This is a genomic window from Sphingomonas sp. PP-CC-1A-547 (genome assembly GCF_003610375.1).
Classification (GTDB): Bacteria; Pseudomonadota; Alphaproteobacteria; order Sphingomonadales; family Sphingomonadaceae; genus Sphingomonas.
Window position 1 is genome coordinate 198,379 of sequence record NZ_RAPZ01000010.1, and the last position, 15,424, is coordinate 213,802.

The window sequence follows — 15,424 nt, forward strand, 5'->3', positions numbered from 1 at the left end:
GATGGTGACCCGGACGCGCGTCGGCGCGCGCCCGATCGACGCGTCAGGCTTGGGGAGGTCGGAGGGCTGCTTCCGTGACGTGACCGCTCAACGTGGGACTGGGCGGTGCCAGCGGCATCGCCGATGTCGCGACGGCCGCGCCTATGGTCGTCCGGATCATCGGTGTGTTCACGTGGTGCTCGTGGCAGCTCGCGTGGTGGTGCGGGTAGCCTTTGTCCGCGTCCGCAGGAACTTCGTCGCCATCGCCCGGGGCGTGCGCGGCCATCTCGGTCCGGCTCATCTCGACGCCGCGTGCTTCCGCGGCATGAGCCATGCCGGCCCACGTCGTGAGGACCAGCATCAGGCACGCCAGGAAGGGCACGAGCTTGCGCATGCCGTTCCCTATCATTCCGCCGGCACCGTGTAACCCCGTCCATTCGGGACGAGTTCGGATCGCGCCTGCATGATGATCTGCACGCCGCCGCTGATGCCGAGAACGGCCATGACGCCCGCTACGATCAGGTCTGGCCAGGCGGTTCCGGTCCCGAACACGCCGACTGCGGCGAGCACCACTGCCACGTTGCCGATCGCGTCGTTGCGCGAGCAGATCCAGACCGAACGCATGTTCGCGTCACCGGTGCGATAGCTATATAGCATCAGCGAGACGCCCGCGTTCGCCACCAACGCAATCACGCCGACCACGCCCATGATCCCGGCCTGCGGCGTGCCCCCGTGCCAGACACTCCACAGTGCCGATGCCAGGACGTACACGCCGAGGATCGCGAGCGTGGCTCCTTTCAGCAGCGCCGCCCTTGCACGCCAGGCGAGGGCCATGCCGGCCACTCCGAGACTGATCGCGTAGTTGGCGCTGTCGCCGAGAAAGTCGAGTGCGTCCGCCTGCAGCGCCTTCGATCCCCCGGCTACGCCGGCGACGATCTCGGCGGCGAACATCGCGCCGTTCACGCCGAGCGCGATCCAGAGCGCTCGCCTCCACCCGGGATCGGCGGACGTCCCCTTGCTGGACGATGCGCAGCAGCTGCCGCAGGTCATGGTCGTCGCCCTTCGTGTTCTTCGTGCGACGCCCTATATGCACCCTGTAGCTGCTACAGGGTCAAGAGATGAATGCGCTGACGATCGGCAAGCTGGCGGAAGCGACCGGCACCAAGGTGGAGACGGTGCGCTACTACGAGCGCGCGGGACTGATCGCCCCTCCGGCTCGAACGGCAGGCAACTACCGTTCGTATCGACTGGAGGATCTGGAGCGGCTGCGGTTCATCCGACGCACGCGCGATCTCGGCTTCTCGCTGGACGAGGTGCGCGCGCTGCTCGACATGGCGGTGCAGCGGGACCGGGACTGTGGTACTGTCGACGAGCTCGCCAACAGGCACCTGGGGGAGATCGACCGCAAGATCGCCGACCTGACAGCACTTCGGCGCGAACTTGCCGGGGTCATTTCGAGCTGCGCCGGTGGCACGATGGCGGAGTGTCGCATCCTCGAGGCATTCGCCCCGGGTGGCCGCTGATGAATGCCGAGGCCATGTACCGTTCGGCCCGAGCGGATTTCGGCAAGCTCGTATCGGCAGCGGAGATCTTGTCTGTTGGAGCTAGTGGAATATCTAGCCCCACGGCGCAGCACTATTGGGCATCTGTGCTCTTCACCCGGCTGGTGGTGACGGCCAAGAGCATTCAGGTTTTGACGCCGACGCTTGGCCCAAACACGCATGTCGACTTCGGTGCGGTCGCCTCGATCGTCCGCAATTTGGCCGAGTGCTACCTATTCTTCTTCTTCCTATGCATCGACGACGTGCCTCAGGATCAGAAGGACGCGCGCATAATTCTCCTGAACCTTCACGATGACGGATCGAGGGCTAAACTATTTGCCGAACTTGGCGAGAAGGAGCTTGATGAGGAGACCCGTGCCCTTCGAAACGTGGTCAGGACCGACTTGGAAACGAAATTTGCTGCCAATACCTATCTCGCAGCGCTCCCCGAGAAGAGACAACGGGAACTCCTGAAGGGGGAAAAGACGCCCTTCGTTCAGGACGACGTGATCGACCGGACCGACCTCGGCAAAAAAGACTTCCGCTTCTTCTATCGGTTCCTGAGCAACCACACGCATACCGGCCCGGTCGCCTTCTACCGCATGAGCGAGCATGGTCGCGGTTCAGGGTTCCGGAACGAGAAGGACACCTTCTACATGGCGTCTGCTCTGGAGTTCGCAGCGACCCTCATGACCCGGGCCATACGTGATATGTCGGGTCTGTTTCCCGGTGCCGTCGAGAGAGGGCGTAAAATGCGTTCGACTGAGATCAGAAAGCCGGCGAAGGCAAATGTTCGCCAACGTTGATGACGGCGGCAGGAGATCATCGTACGATGGCGATCGCGGAGTGGTCCATGGATGGATCGATCGGCACGCCGCGTTCCTTGCGTTCTGAATATCGGTCGACCAACTTGCCCGAGTGGGGTCGCAGAAGCACTGTGAACCTCACCAGCTCCTCCATCACGTCGACGATACGGTCGTAGTAGCTGGAGGCCCGCATGCGGTCGTCTTCGCCGAATTCCTTGTAGGCCATCGCCACCGACGACTGATTCGGGATCGTGAACATGCGCATCCATCGGCCGAGGAGGCGCAGCGTATTGACGCTGTTGAACGACTGGGATCCTGCCGACACCTGCATCACAGCCAGCGTGCGTCCCTGCGTCGGCCGCATGCCGCCCATCGAAAGCGGCAGATGGTCGATCTGCGTCTTCATGACGCCGGTAATCTGCCCGTGCCGCTCGGGACTGCACCATACGTGCCCCTCCGACCACATCGACAGCTCGCGCAGTTCGTGCACCGCCGGGTGGTCGTCGCCGGCGACCTGGTCGGGCAGCGGCAGGTCGTGGGGGTCGAAGATGCGAGTCTCGGCGCCGAACAACTGCAGCAACCGTGCCGCCTCTTCAACGCAGAGGCGCGAGAACGAGCGCTCGCGGAGCGACCCGTAAAGCAGAAGGATGCGTGGCGGCGACTGATCCGTCCCGAGACCAAGCGCCAGCTGATCGATGACGAAAGATCGGTCGAGTGCCGGGGTGTGCGTCGGGTCGGCAAGCGTGCGGAGAGGCATGAAGATAGCTCCAGGATAGGTGTTCGCCGTCAGGCTGTTCGCGGTGCAAGCAGGATCACGCAGGTGCCTACCAGGCACAGAGCAGCTCCACCGACGTCCCATCGGTCCGGTCGAACACCCTCGACGCTCCAGAGCCAGAGTAGCGAGGCGCAGATGTAGATGCCGCCATATGCAGCATACGCTCGACCTGCCGCGTCGCTGTCCACTCGGGTGAGCAGCCATGCGAACAGGATGAGCGATACGATGCCCGGGGCGAGCCAGATGGGTGACTTTCCCATCCGGAGCCACGCCCAGAAGGCGAAGCACCCGGCGATCTCGGCGACCGCGGCGGCGATGTAGACGATGGCGGTCATGCGATGGAGAGCCTCAGGGCAAGGGCGGCGAGCGTGATGAGCAGCACCGGCACGGTCAGCGTCATGCCGACCTTGAAATAGTAGCCCCAGCCGATCTTCACGCCCTTCTGGTCGAGCACGTGCAGCCACAGGAGCGTGGCCAGCGACCCGATAGGCGTCAGCTTGGGCCCAAGGTCGCAACCGATGACGTTGGCGTAGATCATGGCGTCCCTGACCGTACCAGTCGCGTGCGATGCGTCGATGGACAGTGCGCCCACCAGCACGGTCGGCATGTTGTTCATCACCGACGACAGTACGGCCGCGATGATTCCGGTGCCGAACGCCGCACCCCAGACGCCACCCTCGGCGGTCCTATCGAGCAGTGTCGAGAGGTGCGTGGTGAGGCCGGCGTTCCGCAGGCCGTAGACGACGAGATACATGCCGAGCGAGAAGATCACGACTTGCCATGGGGCGTCGCGGATCACCTTGCGCGTCTCGATGACTTTTCCTCGTCCGGCCACTGCAAGCAGCAGAATCGCCCCGACCGCGGCGACCGCGCTGACCGGTACGCCGAGTGGATCAAGCACGAAGAAGCCGATCAGCAGCAGGGCCAGAACGATCCAGCCGGTGCGGAAGGTCGCAGGGTCGCGAATGGCGTCCGCCGGCATCCGGAGCTGCCCGACGTCGTATTTCGCGGGGATGTCTCGCCGGAAGTAGAGCGTCAGAACGAGCAGAGTGGCCGCGATCGCCGCGAGATCGACAGGTACCATGATCAGCGCATACTCGCCGAAGCCGAGGCGGAAGAAGTCGGCGGACACGATGTTGACCAGATTGGACACGACCAGCGGCAGGCTGGCGGTATCGGCGATGAACCCGGCGGCCATGACGAAGGCGAGCGTCGGCTTCGGACCATAGCCGAGCGCACGCAGCATTGCGATGACGATCGGCGTGAGGATGAGCGCCGCACCGTCGTTCGCGAACAGCGCGGAGACGGCAGCACCCAGCAGGACGACCATCGCGAAGAGGCGACGGCCGTGCCCGCCGGCCCATCGGGCGACATGGAGCGCGGCCCATTCGAAGAAACCGGCGGCGTCGAGCAGCAGGCTGACGATGATGATCGCGACGAAGGTCGCGGTCGCGTTCCAGACGATGTCCCACACCACCGGGATGTCGGCGACGGTAACGACGCCAGCGATTAGCGCCACCGCGGCGCCGCCCATCGCGCTCCATCCGATGCCGAGGCCGCGAGGCTGCCAGATGACGAGCGTGATGGTAACGACGAAGATGAGTAGCGCGGCAATCATCCCGGCACGCGGTTCCCGTCTGCATCGACGACCTTCTCGCCGTCCTCCTTGGCGAAGGCGCCGCGTTGCGGCTCAGGCAGGATGTCCAGTACCGCCTCGGATGGACGGCAGAGCCGCACGCCCAGCGGCGTGACGACTAGGGGGCGGTTGATGAGCACGGGATGGGCCATCATCGCGTCGATCAATCCTTCGTCGCTGATTGCCTCGTCGTCGAGGCCAAGCTCGGCGTAGGGTGTGCCCTTCTCTCGTAGGAGTTGGCGTGGTGTGATGTCGGCGCGTCCGATCAGCTGCACGAGGAGCGTCCGCGACGGTGGCGTCTTGAGGTACTCGATCACGTGCGGCTCGACGCCGGAGTTGCGGATCAGCTCGAGCGCGTTGCGCGACGTCCCGCAGGCGGGATTATGGTAGATCACGATGTCTGTCATGTCGTTGCTCCGCGTCAGCAGCAGGTGAGTTCGGCGACGAGCGGCTCGCACAGTTCGGCGCGCCCTTGGCAGCAGTCCTTGACGAGAAAGACCATCAGCCCTTTCAGCGCACCCACCTCGGCACGCTGGATGACGTTGCGGCCACGCTTTTCCGCTCGCACCAGACCGGCCTTGGCGAGGACGGCGAGGTGCGTCGAGAAGGTGCTCTGCGTCAGTTCTAACGCTTCGACGAGCTGGCCCGTGGAGAGGCCGTCGGGCTCGTGCCGCACCAGCGTCCGGAACGTGGCGAGCCGCGTCGGATGTGCGAGTGCGGAGAGAGCGGCAAGTGCCTCGTCGTCGGTCATTCATCGGCAATAACCGATGGATTTTACCGACACAAGATGCATCGGGAATTCCCGATGCCTAATAACGCAGGGCGAAGCTGATGCGCGGAACGATCAGATACAGGCAGGTCCCGAGGCCCGGCTTCGCGTCATTGAGCGTCCTCATGTACCGGATCTTCAGAGGAAGGGCATTCAGGAGAGGGTCCAGTTCCAGGATCGCGAGGCCGCCATCGTCGGTCGCCGGCATTTCGAGGCCGAAGGCATGCAGCGCATCGAGCGGATGATGATACCATTTATCCTTTCCGATACGGACCACACACCGCAGTCCCTCGGGGGCCAGATGCGCCTGAATGTCGATCTCCCCGTCGGCGGATCTGATCGACTCGGCCTGCCAGATCGATTCTCGCTGAAGCCGTTCGAGAAACCGGTCGACGCCGGTTCCGGTCTCTTCGAGCGCTGCGACCAGGATGATAGGCAGCTCAATTCGATCCTCTTCGAAACGGCGAACGGGTCGGCGATCCGGTCCGGGCGTTACCGCAGCGACCGGGCGGTCGCGGCGGTCGCCCTTGATGCGACGGATCATAGTACTTGCGCCATCACGAGCGGTTGGGGATCGCGAGGTGCGTCCCAGTCGGCCGGTCGCCGGACGTCGGAGGCCCTGATGGCGCGCTGGCGTTGAGGAGCTCCAGCAGGAGTTGCGTCAGGGAATGCGGCCCCTTTTGGAGGACCAGTTCGCCCCAGGCCGACCATCTATCGCTCCGGTCGTGCATCCACAGGTGCAACCGATCACGACTGCCGGCGTCGGAGCACACGACGGTCCAGATCGTGCGCACCATGGGAATCGGGTCGCTGAGGTCACGGTGGAGCATTTCGACCATATGCTGGCCGAAAAGGTCCTCGCGGATCACTGCAAATCGGAAACGCCGCAGCGCGGCTTCCGCAGCGTCGAACCGTTCGCGGTCGCATTCCGTCGTTGATCCCTGCGTGCCGAACAGTGCCATCGCGTCCTTGCCGATCGCGATGTCGGCAAGTTCGGGCGGCCTCGTCGCGACAAGCATTCTGATGACTGATGCGCCCTCGTGAGTGACCGTTGCCTCAAAAGGAGTGCGCATTCGACCCGCTTCGGCCAGCCCCGTCGACACAAGCCAGTACGTCCAAAGACGGTAGAAGCGAGGATCGCCCCCGAAGAGCGCCGCTCCCGTCTCGACTGGACCGACGATGTCACGCGACCGGGAAGCGAGCATTGCCAGCAGCAGTTCGAGGCCTTCGTTAACGACGGCCTCACTGTCGAGGCTCATGCCGAGCCTGCCGGCCCAGAAGGCCTGACGAACGCTTTGCCATTCGCGTCCGTCCTCGTCGACGATGACGACGCCCCAGCCGGGGCTACTGACGGTCCGCAACCACCATCCCCATGCCAGGTTCGCATCGTGCCTGATCGAAGAGCCGATCATGCGGTCTGTCCTTCACCCGCAAGGGATTTCAGACGGGACGCCAGATCCGTACAGCGGCCGAACAGTTCGCCGACGTCGCGATACGCCTGCGCGATGCCGCGCCGCCGCGCCTCAGTGGCGTGCTCGCCATCGTCGGGGATCAGGTCCGTGATGCGGTCGCAGTTAGTCCCGAGCCACCAGAGGTCGTCATGTTTCGACGCTTCCGCGATGTGACAGATCGACCGATCCTCAGGACCTCCCTCATCGCATGCTGCGGAATAGTCGAGGCCGCCTGGGACGTCGACCAGGCCTGCTGGGATTGCCTTCGCAGTCCAGCCGAACAGCTGATGCGCTCGTGGCAGCCCAACGTAGTATGCGAGATGCCCACCGCGTCCTTCTCGGCGAATGATGCAGGGATAGCCAGAATGCGGATCGGTCCAGGCGATCTTGTCGGCCTCGATCCGCCATGGGCCCGCTGCCTTCGGCTGCAGCTCCGGAACCCGATACGCGACGTCGATCGGCTGCTTGCACAGGATCAGATCCGTTCTGGCGGTCGTCCCTCGCGGCAACGGTCTCACGGTGGGCTTAGCCATGGACGCCTCCTGCCACTGCGAAAGCGACCCATAGCCCGGCGACTACGATGCCGATGTTGACCAGCATCATGAAACCCATCGCACAGAGCAGGCCGGAACCGCCGATCGTTCCGCGCGGTATCGAGAGGACTTCGCGACAAGCGCGCCACGTCGTCCCGAGCCCGCCGAAGCCGGCCAGAGCCGTTCCCATGCCGAACAGGCAAAGCGGATCCATCATGCCTCTCCCGCCAGTAGTGGCAGCTGGTATCCTCGGGCGGTCTGCCACCAGTCGATGCTCGAAAGCGTCGTCTGGTTGAGCAGGGTACCTCGTTCGGCCAGCCATGAGCCCGCGACGTATATCCGGGTTTCGGGATCGAGCATGATGTAGGGCTCGGACAGCGCCTTCAGCAGCAGTATGGAGCCTAATGGATCTACCTGCCGCGCCGATAGCGCAGCGCAACTTCCGCCGATCTCGTAGCACAGGCCAAGGCTCATCGAGTCCATGGAGAAAAAATTGACTGCCAGGTCGTTCCACGTCGGCGCCAGTTCGTCATCGGGGATGGCCGCGATCTCGGAGATCAGCGCCGGGGGCGCCAGCCGGCTCACCGAGATGATCGAGATGACGGCGGTCTCGACGACCCTCGCGTCGGCTATGAAGCTGGAGCAGGATAGCGTGCGCCACCAGCTCAGGGGTCCCGATCCCCGGTCGCGCAGGGCGTCGAGCTGGTCTTCGAGTGCGATGTTCCTCATGTGGTCTAACTCCGTCCGAGGCGCCGGATTCGAGGCGCCGTCATTTCAGGATGGGATGTCTCATCCAGAAACTGCAGAACGTAGCGGGAACGATTTGGACTCGCCGATGTAGGAATAATTATTTCGACTCCGGTCAGTGCTTCTCCGCCAGCCACTTCCCGTCGGCATGTATCACGAGGCCGCCCGTGTCCCTCAGCTTGGCGAGCAGGGGTGAAAGCGTCGTGCGAGGAATCCGTTCGCCGAAACGTCGCTCCACCGCGCTGATGATCGCCGCGACGCCGAGCGGGATCGGAGACTCCCGAAGTACCTGAAGGGCCATTTCCCGGTCGGTGGGGACGTCGGGCGACGTCTTGCCCTGTCGCCTGTTTATCCTGCCTTGGCCTGGCCTGTAGAGGTCGGCGCGAAGGCTGACGTCGCCAGCGAGCAGATATGGTCTCAAGGACGATTCCAAGACGACGGAGGGAACCTCTATCCCCGTCGCCTTTGTGACTTCAGCACTGAGCGACTTGGCGGCGATGCCGTTCTTGCCGGCCTTTGCGATGATCGCGATGGCGGCGTCGATCGCGGCAGGTTCCAAGCTGGGGGATGTGCCGCCAAGGTCCGCCTCTGATAGTCTGCAGAGCTCGATGGTTGCAGCGTGCCGATCGCTGATCAGTGTTCTCGCATTTTCGATGACGGCGTCGATCTGCCGAGTGAGCTCGATGACGCGCGTCGCCTCGGCCACGATCCGCGAGGATCGCTCCGTGTCATGAATTATCATGCTGCTACTTCCTTTTCGGGAGCCTGTCTTAACTTTACGCACTGGAGGATCATTTGACAATGCGGTGCGCGATCGTCATGGTCGCGGAATGACCGAATCACCCTCGTCCCCGCCGGCCCGCCTGGTCACCTTCGATCTCGACGACCTCTATCGTCAGCGGGCGGAGGCGGCGGATCAGCTTGCCCGGTTGGTAGCTCAGAGTGATCTGACGGCACGCAAGCATGCTGAACTGGATGGCGCGATCCATCTGATGGAGCAGATGCTCGGATTGGCGTCGCCTCGTGATGCGTTGGAGCGGCCGACGAAGGCGAAGGCGTCGGCACGGCGACCGTCGCAGCGGGCCATGCTGATCGCCGCAATGATCGAAGCCGATCAGCCGCTGGGCGTGCGTGGGCTGATCGATCGAGTGAAGATGCGCTTCGGCGTGACGATCCATAGAACGAGCGTCTCGCCCTTGCTGCGCAAGCTGGCAGCGGAGGGCGAGGTCGTGCACGATCCAGATGGAGCCAGCTGGACGTTGGGCAACGTCGACCGGGCCTCCATCGAGAGGGAGGTCCGGGGCGAGATCGTCAGGTTCCGTGGCCCGAAGACCGCGAGGCGCGAGGCGGCATGATGGCCGCCCGCGAAGGTTCGCAGACCCCAGGTTTCTAGATTTGTCCCGGAGGAGGTGCGGGGCCACCGTAGCAGCGGCAGGCCCCGCGAACCGCTCTTCCGGACCCCACCAGCAGAGGAGACGGATATGACGCCGATCTAGAGGAAGACCCCCATACGACGTCCGGACGAAGCGGCTTCGAGATGAATCTCATGCCTCGTCCCGGACGTCAACACTCGGCACGCCGCGCTGCACTGGCCCGTTTTCTGGATGGGACGGGAACTGTTCACGTTGTGTTCGGTTATCAGCCGACTCAAGTGCGGCCGTTGGAGGACCGTGGAGGCTTATCGGCTTCTGCGATCGATGTTGGCCGCCTCCTCGATCGGAGCGGCAACCCATGCAGCACGACGATGCCGAAGAAACGGCCGATGGTTCTGCGGTCGTACGACCGCAGCTGCCGGACTGGCCAAGACTGATGCCGCTGCGACTTGCCTGCGCCTATTTTGGCGTGTGCGACCGAACATTCCGTAAGCTCGGCATCGCGCCGAGGCGGATCGGACGGCGAGTGCTCTGGGACCGGCATGATCTCGATCGCTTCGCGGACGGGATGGCCGGGATGCCCCATCGGTCCTCGGACCCGATGGCGGGGACACGGGCGATGGAGAAGCGGTTTTTCGCGAGGTTGAAAAATGGACAAGAAAGAGCGACCGGCAGGTAGACCCGCCTACACTTATATCGCCAAAGGCAAGTACTGGCGGTTCCGTTACAGGGGGTTTGATGCACCGCTACCGAGCCAGCCTGGAGCCCCTGACTTCGAAGCGAAGTATGTCGAGTGCCTGGCGCTGACGATCAAACCTGCGCCGATTGCCGCCAAGCCGATGAAGGGTACGTTCGATTTCGTGATGGGGAAGTTCTACGAGGACGTGGAGTTTCGAGCGCTGGCCACCCGGACGCAGGCCAACTACCTTCAGTTCGGCAAGCGGGTTTCGAAATATCTCGGCGACTGCATGATGCAGCTGACCACGATGGAGATGCTGGCCGGCGTCAGGAATACCATGAAGATCGGCTACGCCGAGGTGATCAGGCTATTCATCAGCCGACTCTACGTCTTCGCTGGCGACCGAGGGTACGTCCTGCAGGGGCTCAACCCGGCCCTGCGTATGCGCCGGATCAAGAGCAAGGGCCCAGGGCACGAGCCGTGGAGTCACGAGGAGATCGCTCTGCTGTTCCAGCATGCGACCGGCGGGATCCGGACGCTGATCATCATTGCGCTTTGCACTGGCCAGCGCCCAGGCGATGTCGCGCGCATGACTTGGTCCCAGGTTCTTGCAGACTTCGTCCGCGTGCGGCAGCGCAAGACGAACGAGCTTCTGACGATTCCCATGCATCCGGTGCTGCGCGCGGAACTCGATAGGCTGCGGGCCCAGGGTCCGGTTTCAGGCGCGATCGTCAGGAAACGTAGCGGCGGACCGATCGGGGAAGAGGGCTTCGGGTACCGAATGAAGATCTTGGTCCGGAACATTCCCGACATGCCGTGGCGGACGCCACATGGGAGTCGCTATGCTACCGCGGCGATCTTGCGCGATGCGGGCTGCGACGTGGACCAGATCTGTTCGATCATCGGTCATCGCACGTATGAGATGGCCATGAAGTACCTGAAGCGGCGAAAGCTCGCGATCGAGGCCATGGCGATGATGGTCCGACACTCGGCGCTGCCGGCCCTGCCGCCTCCTCTTGCCTTGGCCGCGCCAGTTTCGCCTGCGCGACCCGTAACTGCCGGAACCACGTGCAAGGCGGATGCGGCCGAAGTGATCTGCCGGTTTCAGCCCTCCGCATTCGCGGAGGAGCGGTCCCTCGCGTTCATTGCCGGCTGACGATCGGTTCGAGCACGATTTCTTCGAAGGGCTGGCACCGCGAGGCGCCGGCCCTTTTCTCTGTCCGATGACCGTTTCAGGATGGCTTGTCAGGCTGCGAACTTTTCGCGAACTTCCGCACGGTCCCGCGGTCACCTTCGCTTTTGCGCATTTTGCCCAAAAAAGGGGTTTTGCCCGAAAACAGCCGAAGTTCGCAGGGAGGTTTGTCGTATCCAGAAACTGAGAGGGAATACAGATCCGTTCTCGACTGCGAGAATCGCGTACAGCGTGTAAGGCGTTGTGGCGCAACCTGCCCGCAAGTTTCAACAGGGGTTAGACGAGTGATGGGTAAGACATCAGCCATCATCCGGATCGCAGTCACTGTAGCCCTGACCGTGATGTCCGCTACTGCCAAGTCGCAGGTGTTCGTACCGCCATCCGGCTACAGCGGTGCGCCCGGTCCTGAGGTTGCCGTAGAACCGGAGCTAGGCGCCCCGGCTCTGACCCCGATCTTGGCCGCGTCTCTTTCGGATCGCTTCAACGTCGACCCAGGCTATCGTCGCGCCGCGTCAGCGAGCGTGAAGATCATCGGAGCCTACACGATTGCCGATCGCGACGGCGCGCACCTCATAGATGCCTGGTCGGCGGGTTATCTGCCCGTAACGCTGCGGTTCAGCGATGACCGGTGCTTCGTGCTGTCCGCGGACTATAATGGTCCGAAGCTTTCGAACGCGCGCATCGCCACAGCGGCGAATTGCGATCGACCGAGCGCCTACGATTGGAAGAGGCCGCCGGCGCCGCCCGAGAGCCCGCTCAAGTTCATCGGCACCTCGTGGGGCTTTACGGCCTGGTCCGATCCGAAGTGGGGGAACACGGTCGTTTCGTCCCCGCAGGGTACGGCGTTCGAACAGCTATACAGCATCCGGATGCCGGTGACTGCCATAATGGCGATGAACAGTCCCGACAGTCCGACTGGCAACATCACGGTGGTTGGTCGCGTCGATGGCCGGCTCACGATCGTGACGCTCCAAGTTTCATACTAAGCGGCGCCGATACCAATTCGTAGCCCCTTGCAGGCAGCCTCGATTTCGCTTCGACGCGAGCACGGCACGCTCTGTTTCTGGATGGGTTGCGTGGGACAGGTCCCTGCGCATAATGGCGCCGGAGCCGTCGAATTTACCTTCGGGCGCAGGTCGCAGAGTGGTCACACTCAATCCCCTGCCGCCCCAGCCAATTATTACCTAATTTTCGATCTGCTGTAATTGTCGGCAATGTGCGACCATCAGCCAGTCGAGTGTCGCAATGGCATCTTCGCGGACTGATCACCGCCTTGGCCGAGCTCCAGCCAGTTTATCGCCGCGGTCACATTTTTGGCGATCTGGAGCGACGCCTATCGGGGTCGTCACATCGCTTTCCTGGGCCGGAGCATGGCCTGCCTCAAGCTAGGTGAGACCCGCGCACTTGGCATCCGCCTCCACTTCGTTACGCTGGAGGAATGCAACTGACCCGGCCTCAAGCAGAAAATCTCGCGCGCGACGGGATGGCTGCGCTCCGCAACGGTAATGCGGCACGCGCCTATGAAACGCTGTCCCTCCTACGCGACGGTGCACCGGGCATGCCCGCGCCGTGGTTCCTGATAGCACAAGCCGCGCAGTCGCTCGGCCGCGACGACGAGGCGGAAACCGCGCTCGTGCATTTCCTGGCAGCAGAACCACGCCACCTGGCTGCGCTGTTGACGATGGCCGCGCTGAAGGTCCGGCGCGGCGACGAGCGCGCGGCGCAATCCTTTTATCGCACCGCGCTGAACGTGGCCACGCTGCCGGATGCCACGATCGCGCCCGTGCTGGTGCCGATGCTGAAGGCGGGTGAGGCGTTCCTGGCGGATTGCGCGAAACGGTTTGCCGCACATCTCGGCGATGCGCTGGCAGGTACTGGTCTTGCCGCTGGCGTATCGGGAGGGCGTACGCGATACGCGCTCGACCTGCTGCTCGGACGGCGTGAACTGTATCTGCAACAACCGTCGATGTTCTATTTTCCCGGGCTTGCGCAGCGTGCGTTCTTCGAGCGCGACGAGTTCGCGTGGGTTGCCGCCATCGAGGCCGCGACCGCAGATATGCGTGCCGAGCTGGAAAGCGTCGTCGCGGCCGAACGGGGCTTTGCGCCCTATGTCCAGTCGACTCCAGACCGCCCCGCGCCGGCCAACCCGTTGCTCGACGATCCAAGCTGGAGCGCGTTCCAGTTGTGGCGCGGTGGCGAGCGCGTGGAGCCCAACGCATCCTCCTGTCCGCATACCATGGCCGCACTCGAGCAAGCACCGATCCCGATCATCGCAGGCCGCTCCCCGATGGCGATCTTTTCGCTGCTGAAGCCGGGCACGCACATTCGACCGCATCACGGGATGCTCAACACGCGGCTGATCTGTCATCTGCCGCTGATCGCTCCCGAAGGATGCGCACTCCGTGTCGGGGCGGAAACGCGTGCGTGGCGGACCGGCGAAATGCTAATCTTCGACGATTCGTTCGAGCACGAGGCGTGGAACCGCGGCACGGAAACCCGGATCGTCCTGCTGTTCGAGGTTTGGCGACCCGAACTGACCGCCGACGAACGCGCCGCGTTGACCGACATCTTCGAGGCCATCGACACCTATCAAGGCGTGGCGATCGACACGGGCTGAGCATATCCCTGCGGGCCGCCCGTCGGCACCGGCTTCAGTCTGCAACGTCTCCGCTATTGCCGAGCTTGCTGCCGAGCGAACCGAACAGGTGGCGCAGCATCGTCGTCTCGTCGCGCGTCAGATGGGGGTTCCAGACGTCGACGATCAGGACGGCGCGGATCGTGTCGCTGTCATTCCAGGCCTCGTGCTCGATCGTATCGTCGAACACGAACGCCTCGCCGACGCGCCATTCGCGGGTCTCGCCGCCGACGCGGAAACCACATTTGTCGGGGACGATCAGCGGCAGGTGCACGACCGAACGAATGTTGCTGACCCCGGTGTGCGGCGGCAAATGCGTGCCCGGTTTGAGGACCGAAAAGAATGCGGTCGGTGCGCGGCCAGGAATATCCGCCAGCGGCAACGCATCGAGGATCGCCGCGGTCTGCGGACACCGCGCGCAGACCGCATCGTCGCGGACCCCGTAGCGCCAGAGATAGCGTGCACTCCACTGGTCCGAGCGATCGAGCGGGCTCCACAGATTAGCCGGCGTGCCGAGCGGCATCGCAACATAAGGCGTGAAGCCCGCCGACGGTTCGGCGAGCAACGCCTTCAGTTCGGCGAGAATGACGGGGGTCGCCGCCTCGAACTCGGCCAGCCACGCGAAATGGTCGCGGGCGAAGAATTCGTCGGCCGGGAGGAACGGGAAATGCATTCCGTGCGGCGCGGGTGCGTAGATCGTCCGACGCCCCAGCATCGCATCGACGCAGGCATCGAACCGGCGGCGCTGCGCAGGGTCCGCGCCTGCTCGCAGCGGCTGCATCGCGGCATCGACATCGTCCGACAGCGCACGCGCATGGAATGCGGTTCGCTCCGACGCGCGCGCCAGCAATTGATCGAGCGGTGGCGATCGGTCCGCCATCGACTGGACGATCGTCGCCACCCCGCCCCAGCGGAACGCCGCCTGCGCCGCATCGCCGGTCCGGTCGTGCAGTTCGGCGAGGCGCACGTTCGCCATCAGGTTGCGCTGGTCGAGCGCCAGCGCCCGCTCCAGCGCGGTCCGTTCCGCCACGGCATCGCCCAACCCGCGATGCGCGCTCGCCAGATTCATCCAGAGCGGTGCGGCGGCGGGATCGGCGGCCGCTGCCCGCGCGAAATATTCCGCCGCCGCGCGATCGTCACGCCCCAACGCCGCCATCCCGAGGGCGTTAAGCGCGATCGGATGGTCGGGCGCGATCGCCAGGATATCGCGAAACGCCGCAGTAGCCCTAGCCTTGTCGCCCGCGCGCTGCGCGCGATCGGCGTCGCGCAGCAGGCCGTCTAACCGCGAAGTAACATCGGCGTTCATAA

Annotated in this window: 21 protein-coding genes; 7 read left to right on the top strand and 14 right to left on the bottom strand. The window is 63.9% G+C overall.

Going from position 1 to position 15,424, the window contains the following annotated elements; translation table 11 throughout:
- Positions 1-43: 43 nt before the first annotated feature.
- Both C8J39_RS01620 and C8J39_RS01625 read right to left on the bottom strand, forming a co-directional pair.
- The gene (locus tag C8J39_RS01620) at positions 44-373 is read right to left on the bottom strand and encodes a hypothetical protein (protein WP_132833279.1); all 330 of its coding nucleotides are present in this window, start codon (positions 371-373) and stop codon (positions 44-46) included.
- Positions 374-384: 11 nt separating this feature from the next.
- Positions 385-1,029, bottom strand: coding sequence for a cation transporter (locus C8J39_RS01625; RefSeq protein WP_120299048.1), 645 nt, complete (start codon positions 1,027-1,029; stop codon positions 385-387).
- Between the two features lie 68 nt (positions 1,030-1,097).
- Between C8J39_RS01625 and C8J39_RS01630 the strand changes: the two genes are divergently transcribed.
- Both C8J39_RS01630 and C8J39_RS01635 read left to right on the top strand, forming a co-directional pair.
- Complete coding sequence (locus tag C8J39_RS01630; RefSeq protein ID WP_120299049.1) at positions 1,098-1,502, top strand: helix-turn-helix domain-containing protein; 405 nt, start codon at positions 1,098-1,100, stop codon at positions 1,500-1,502.
- A complete protein-coding gene (locus tag C8J39_RS01635) occupies positions 1,502-2,326 on the top strand; it encodes a DUF5677 domain-containing protein (protein WP_120299050.1) in 825 nt (274 codons plus the stop codon). The genes C8J39_RS01630 and C8J39_RS01635 overlap by 1 nt, the downstream gene beginning before the upstream one ends.
- Before the next feature lie 16 nt (positions 2,327-2,342).
- Here the strand turns inward: C8J39_RS01635 and arsH are convergent, their stop codons facing one another.
- The 11 genes from arsH to C8J39_RS01690 all read right to left on the bottom strand — a co-directional run bounded on the left by arsH (position 2,343) and on the right by C8J39_RS01690 (position 8,979).
- Complete coding sequence (gene arsH / locus C8J39_RS01640) at positions 2,343-3,083, bottom strand: arsenical resistance protein ArsH (protein ID WP_120299051.1); 741 nt, start codon at positions 3,081-3,083, stop codon at positions 2,343-2,345.
- A 29-nt stretch (positions 3,084-3,112) separates the two neighbouring features.
- Positions 3,113-3,436 carry a YnfA family protein gene (locus C8J39_RS01645; RefSeq protein WP_056475088.1) on the bottom strand — a complete coding sequence of 108 codons (324 nt, stop codon included), beginning with the start codon at positions 3,434-3,436 and terminating at the stop codon, positions 3,113-3,115.
- On the bottom strand, positions 3,433-4,719 hold the full coding sequence (locus C8J39_RS01650) for an arsenic transporter (RefSeq protein WP_120299052.1): 1,287 nt from the start codon (positions 4,717-4,719) through the stop codon (positions 3,433-3,435). Before C8J39_RS01650 ends, C8J39_RS01645 begins: the two co-directional genes overlap by 4 nt.
- Positions 4,716-5,144, bottom strand: coding sequence for an arsenate reductase (glutaredoxin) (gene arsC, locus C8J39_RS01655; protein WP_120299053.1), 429 nt, complete (start codon positions 5,142-5,144; stop codon positions 4,716-4,718). Before arsC ends, C8J39_RS01650 begins: the two co-directional genes overlap by 4 nt.
- A 14-nt stretch (positions 5,145-5,158) precedes the next feature.
- A complete protein-coding gene (locus C8J39_RS01660; protein WP_120299054.1) occupies positions 5,159-5,488 on the bottom strand; it encodes a helix-turn-helix transcriptional regulator in 330 nt (109 codons plus the stop codon).
- A gap of 58 nt (positions 5,489-5,546) precedes the next feature.
- Positions 5,547-6,050 carry a hypothetical protein gene (locus C8J39_RS01665; RefSeq protein WP_120299055.1) on the bottom strand — a complete coding sequence of 168 codons (504 nt, stop codon included), beginning with the start codon at positions 6,048-6,050 and terminating at the stop codon, positions 5,547-5,549.
- Between the two features lie 13 nt (positions 6,051-6,063).
- Positions 6,064-6,918, bottom strand: a complete 855-nt coding sequence (locus C8J39_RS01670; RefSeq protein WP_120299056.1) for a hypothetical protein — start codon at positions 6,916-6,918, stop codon at positions 6,064-6,066.
- Positions 6,915-7,490: a hypothetical protein gene (locus tag C8J39_RS01675; RefSeq protein ID WP_120299057.1), complete on the bottom strand. Its 576-nt coding sequence runs from the start codon at positions 7,488-7,490 to the stop codon at positions 6,915-6,917. Before C8J39_RS01675 ends, C8J39_RS01670 begins: the two co-directional genes overlap by 4 nt.
- Positions 7,483-7,707: a hypothetical protein gene (locus tag C8J39_RS01680; protein WP_132833281.1), complete on the bottom strand. Its 225-nt coding sequence runs from the start codon at positions 7,705-7,707 to the stop codon at positions 7,483-7,485. The genes C8J39_RS01675 and C8J39_RS01680 overlap by 8 nt, the downstream gene beginning before the upstream one ends.
- On the bottom strand, positions 7,704-8,219 hold the full coding sequence (locus C8J39_RS01685; RefSeq protein WP_120299059.1) for a hypothetical protein: 516 nt from the start codon (positions 8,217-8,219) through the stop codon (positions 7,704-7,706). Before C8J39_RS01685 ends, C8J39_RS01680 begins: the two co-directional genes overlap by 4 nt.
- A gap of 133 nt (positions 8,220-8,352) precedes the next feature.
- A complete protein-coding gene (locus tag C8J39_RS01690; protein ID WP_120299060.1) occupies positions 8,353-8,979 on the bottom strand; it encodes a hypothetical protein in 627 nt (208 codons plus the stop codon).
- Positions 8,980-9,067: 88 nt separating this feature from the next.
- Here C8J39_RS01690 and C8J39_RS01695 point away from each other — a divergent pair, with 88 nt between their 5' ends.
- From C8J39_RS01695 to C8J39_RS01715, 5 genes are all read left to right on the top strand, one after another.
- Entirely contained in the window at positions 9,068-9,592 is a 525-nt protein-coding gene (locus C8J39_RS01695) for a hypothetical protein (protein WP_120299061.1), read from the top strand.
- A gap of 376 nt (positions 9,593-9,968) precedes the next feature.
- Complete coding sequence (locus C8J39_RS01700; RefSeq protein ID WP_120299062.1) at positions 9,969-10,289, top strand: helix-turn-helix domain-containing protein; 321 nt, start codon at positions 9,969-9,971, stop codon at positions 10,287-10,289.
- Positions 10,261-11,445 (top strand): tyrosine-type recombinase/integrase, encoded by a 1,185-nt coding sequence (locus C8J39_RS01705; RefSeq protein ID WP_120299063.1) that lies wholly within the window; start codon positions 10,261-10,263, stop codon positions 11,443-11,445. Before C8J39_RS01700 ends, C8J39_RS01705 begins: the two co-directional genes overlap by 29 nt.
- Before the next feature lie 323 nt (positions 11,446-11,768).
- Positions 11,769-12,467 (top strand): hypothetical protein, encoded by a 699-nt coding sequence (locus C8J39_RS01710; RefSeq protein ID WP_132833283.1) that lies wholly within the window; start codon positions 11,769-11,771, stop codon positions 12,465-12,467.
- Positions 12,468-12,919: 452 nt separating this feature from the next.
- Complete coding sequence (locus C8J39_RS01715) at positions 12,920-14,098, top strand: aspartyl/asparaginyl beta-hydroxylase domain-containing protein (protein ID WP_243649683.1); 1,179 nt, start codon at positions 12,920-12,922, stop codon at positions 14,096-14,098.
- 34 nt (positions 14,099-14,132) lie between these two features.
- Here the strand turns inward: C8J39_RS01715 and C8J39_RS01720 are convergent, their stop codons facing one another.
- On the bottom strand, positions 14,133-15,422 hold the full coding sequence (locus tag C8J39_RS01720; RefSeq protein ID WP_120299066.1) for an aspartyl/asparaginyl beta-hydroxylase domain-containing protein: 1,290 nt from the start codon (positions 15,420-15,422) through the stop codon (positions 14,133-14,135).
- Positions 15,423-15,424: the final 2 nt, after the last annotated feature.

Bases quoted from the DNA above. Each gene is read 5' to 3' on its own strand.
- C8J39_RS01620 (WP_132833279.1), bottom strand. From the start codon at position 373: ATGCGCAAGCTCGTGCCCTTCCTGGCGTGCCTGATGCTGGTCCTCACG.
- C8J39_RS01625 (WP_120299048.1), bottom strand. From the start codon at position 1,029: ATGACCTGCGGCAGCTGCTGCGCATCGTCCAGCAAGGGGACGTCCGCC.
- C8J39_RS01630 (WP_120299049.1), top strand. From the start codon at position 1,098: ATGAATGCGCTGACGATCGGCAAGCTGGCGGAAGCGACCGGCACCAAG.
- C8J39_RS01635 (WP_120299050.1), top strand. From the start codon at position 1,502: ATGAATGCCGAGGCCATGTACCGTTCGGCCCGAGCGGATTTCGGCAAG.
- arsH (WP_120299051.1), bottom strand. From the start codon at position 3,083: ATGCCTCTCCGCACGCTTGCCGACCCGACGCACACCCCGGCACTCGAC.
- C8J39_RS01645 (WP_056475088.1), bottom strand. From the start codon at position 3,436: ATGACCGCCATCGTCTACATCGCCGCCGCGGTCGCCGAGATCGCCGGG.
- C8J39_RS01650 (WP_120299052.1), bottom strand. From the start codon at position 4,719: ATGATTGCCGCGCTACTCATCTTCGTCGTTACCATCACGCTCGTCATC.
- arsC (WP_120299053.1), bottom strand. From the start codon at position 5,144: ATGACAGACATCGTGATCTACCATAATCCCGCCTGCGGGACGTCGCGC.
- C8J39_RS01660 (WP_120299054.1), bottom strand. From the start codon at position 5,488: ATGACCGACGACGAGGCACTTGCCGCTCTCTCCGCACTCGCACATCCG.
- C8J39_RS01665 (WP_120299055.1), bottom strand. From the start codon at position 6,050: ATGATCCGTCGCATCAAGGGCGACCGCCGCGACCGCCCGGTCGCTGCG.
- C8J39_RS01670 (WP_120299056.1), bottom strand. From the start codon at position 6,918: ATGATCGGCTCTTCGATCAGGCACGATGCGAACCTGGCATGGGGATGG.
- C8J39_RS01675 (WP_120299057.1), bottom strand. From the start codon at position 7,490: ATGGCTAAGCCCACCGTGAGACCGTTGCCGCGAGGGACGACCGCCAGA.
- C8J39_RS01680 (WP_132833281.1), bottom strand. From the start codon at position 7,707: ATGATGGATCCGCTTTGCCTGTTCGGCATGGGAACGGCTCTGGCCGGC.
- C8J39_RS01685 (WP_120299059.1), bottom strand. From the start codon at position 8,219: ATGAGGAACATCGCACTCGAAGACCAGCTCGACGCCCTGCGCGACCGG.
- C8J39_RS01690 (WP_120299060.1), bottom strand. From the start codon at position 8,979: ATGATAATTCATGACACGGAGCGATCCTCGCGGATCGTGGCCGAGGCG.
- C8J39_RS01695 (WP_120299061.1), top strand. From the start codon at position 9,068: ATGACCGAATCACCCTCGTCCCCGCCGGCCCGCCTGGTCACCTTCGAT.
- C8J39_RS01700 (WP_120299062.1), top strand. From the start codon at position 9,969: ATGCAGCACGACGATGCCGAAGAAACGGCCGATGGTTCTGCGGTCGTA.
- C8J39_RS01705 (WP_120299063.1), top strand. From the start codon at position 10,261: ATGGACAAGAAAGAGCGACCGGCAGGTAGACCCGCCTACACTTATATC.
- C8J39_RS01710 (WP_132833283.1), top strand. From the start codon at position 11,769: ATGGGTAAGACATCAGCCATCATCCGGATCGCAGTCACTGTAGCCCTG.
- C8J39_RS01715 (WP_243649683.1), top strand. From the start codon at position 12,920: ATGCAACTGACCCGGCCTCAAGCAGAAAATCTCGCGCGCGACGGGATG.
- C8J39_RS01720 (WP_120299066.1), bottom strand. From the start codon at position 15,422: ATGAACGCCGATGTTACTTCGCGGTTAGACGGCCTGCTGCGCGACGCC.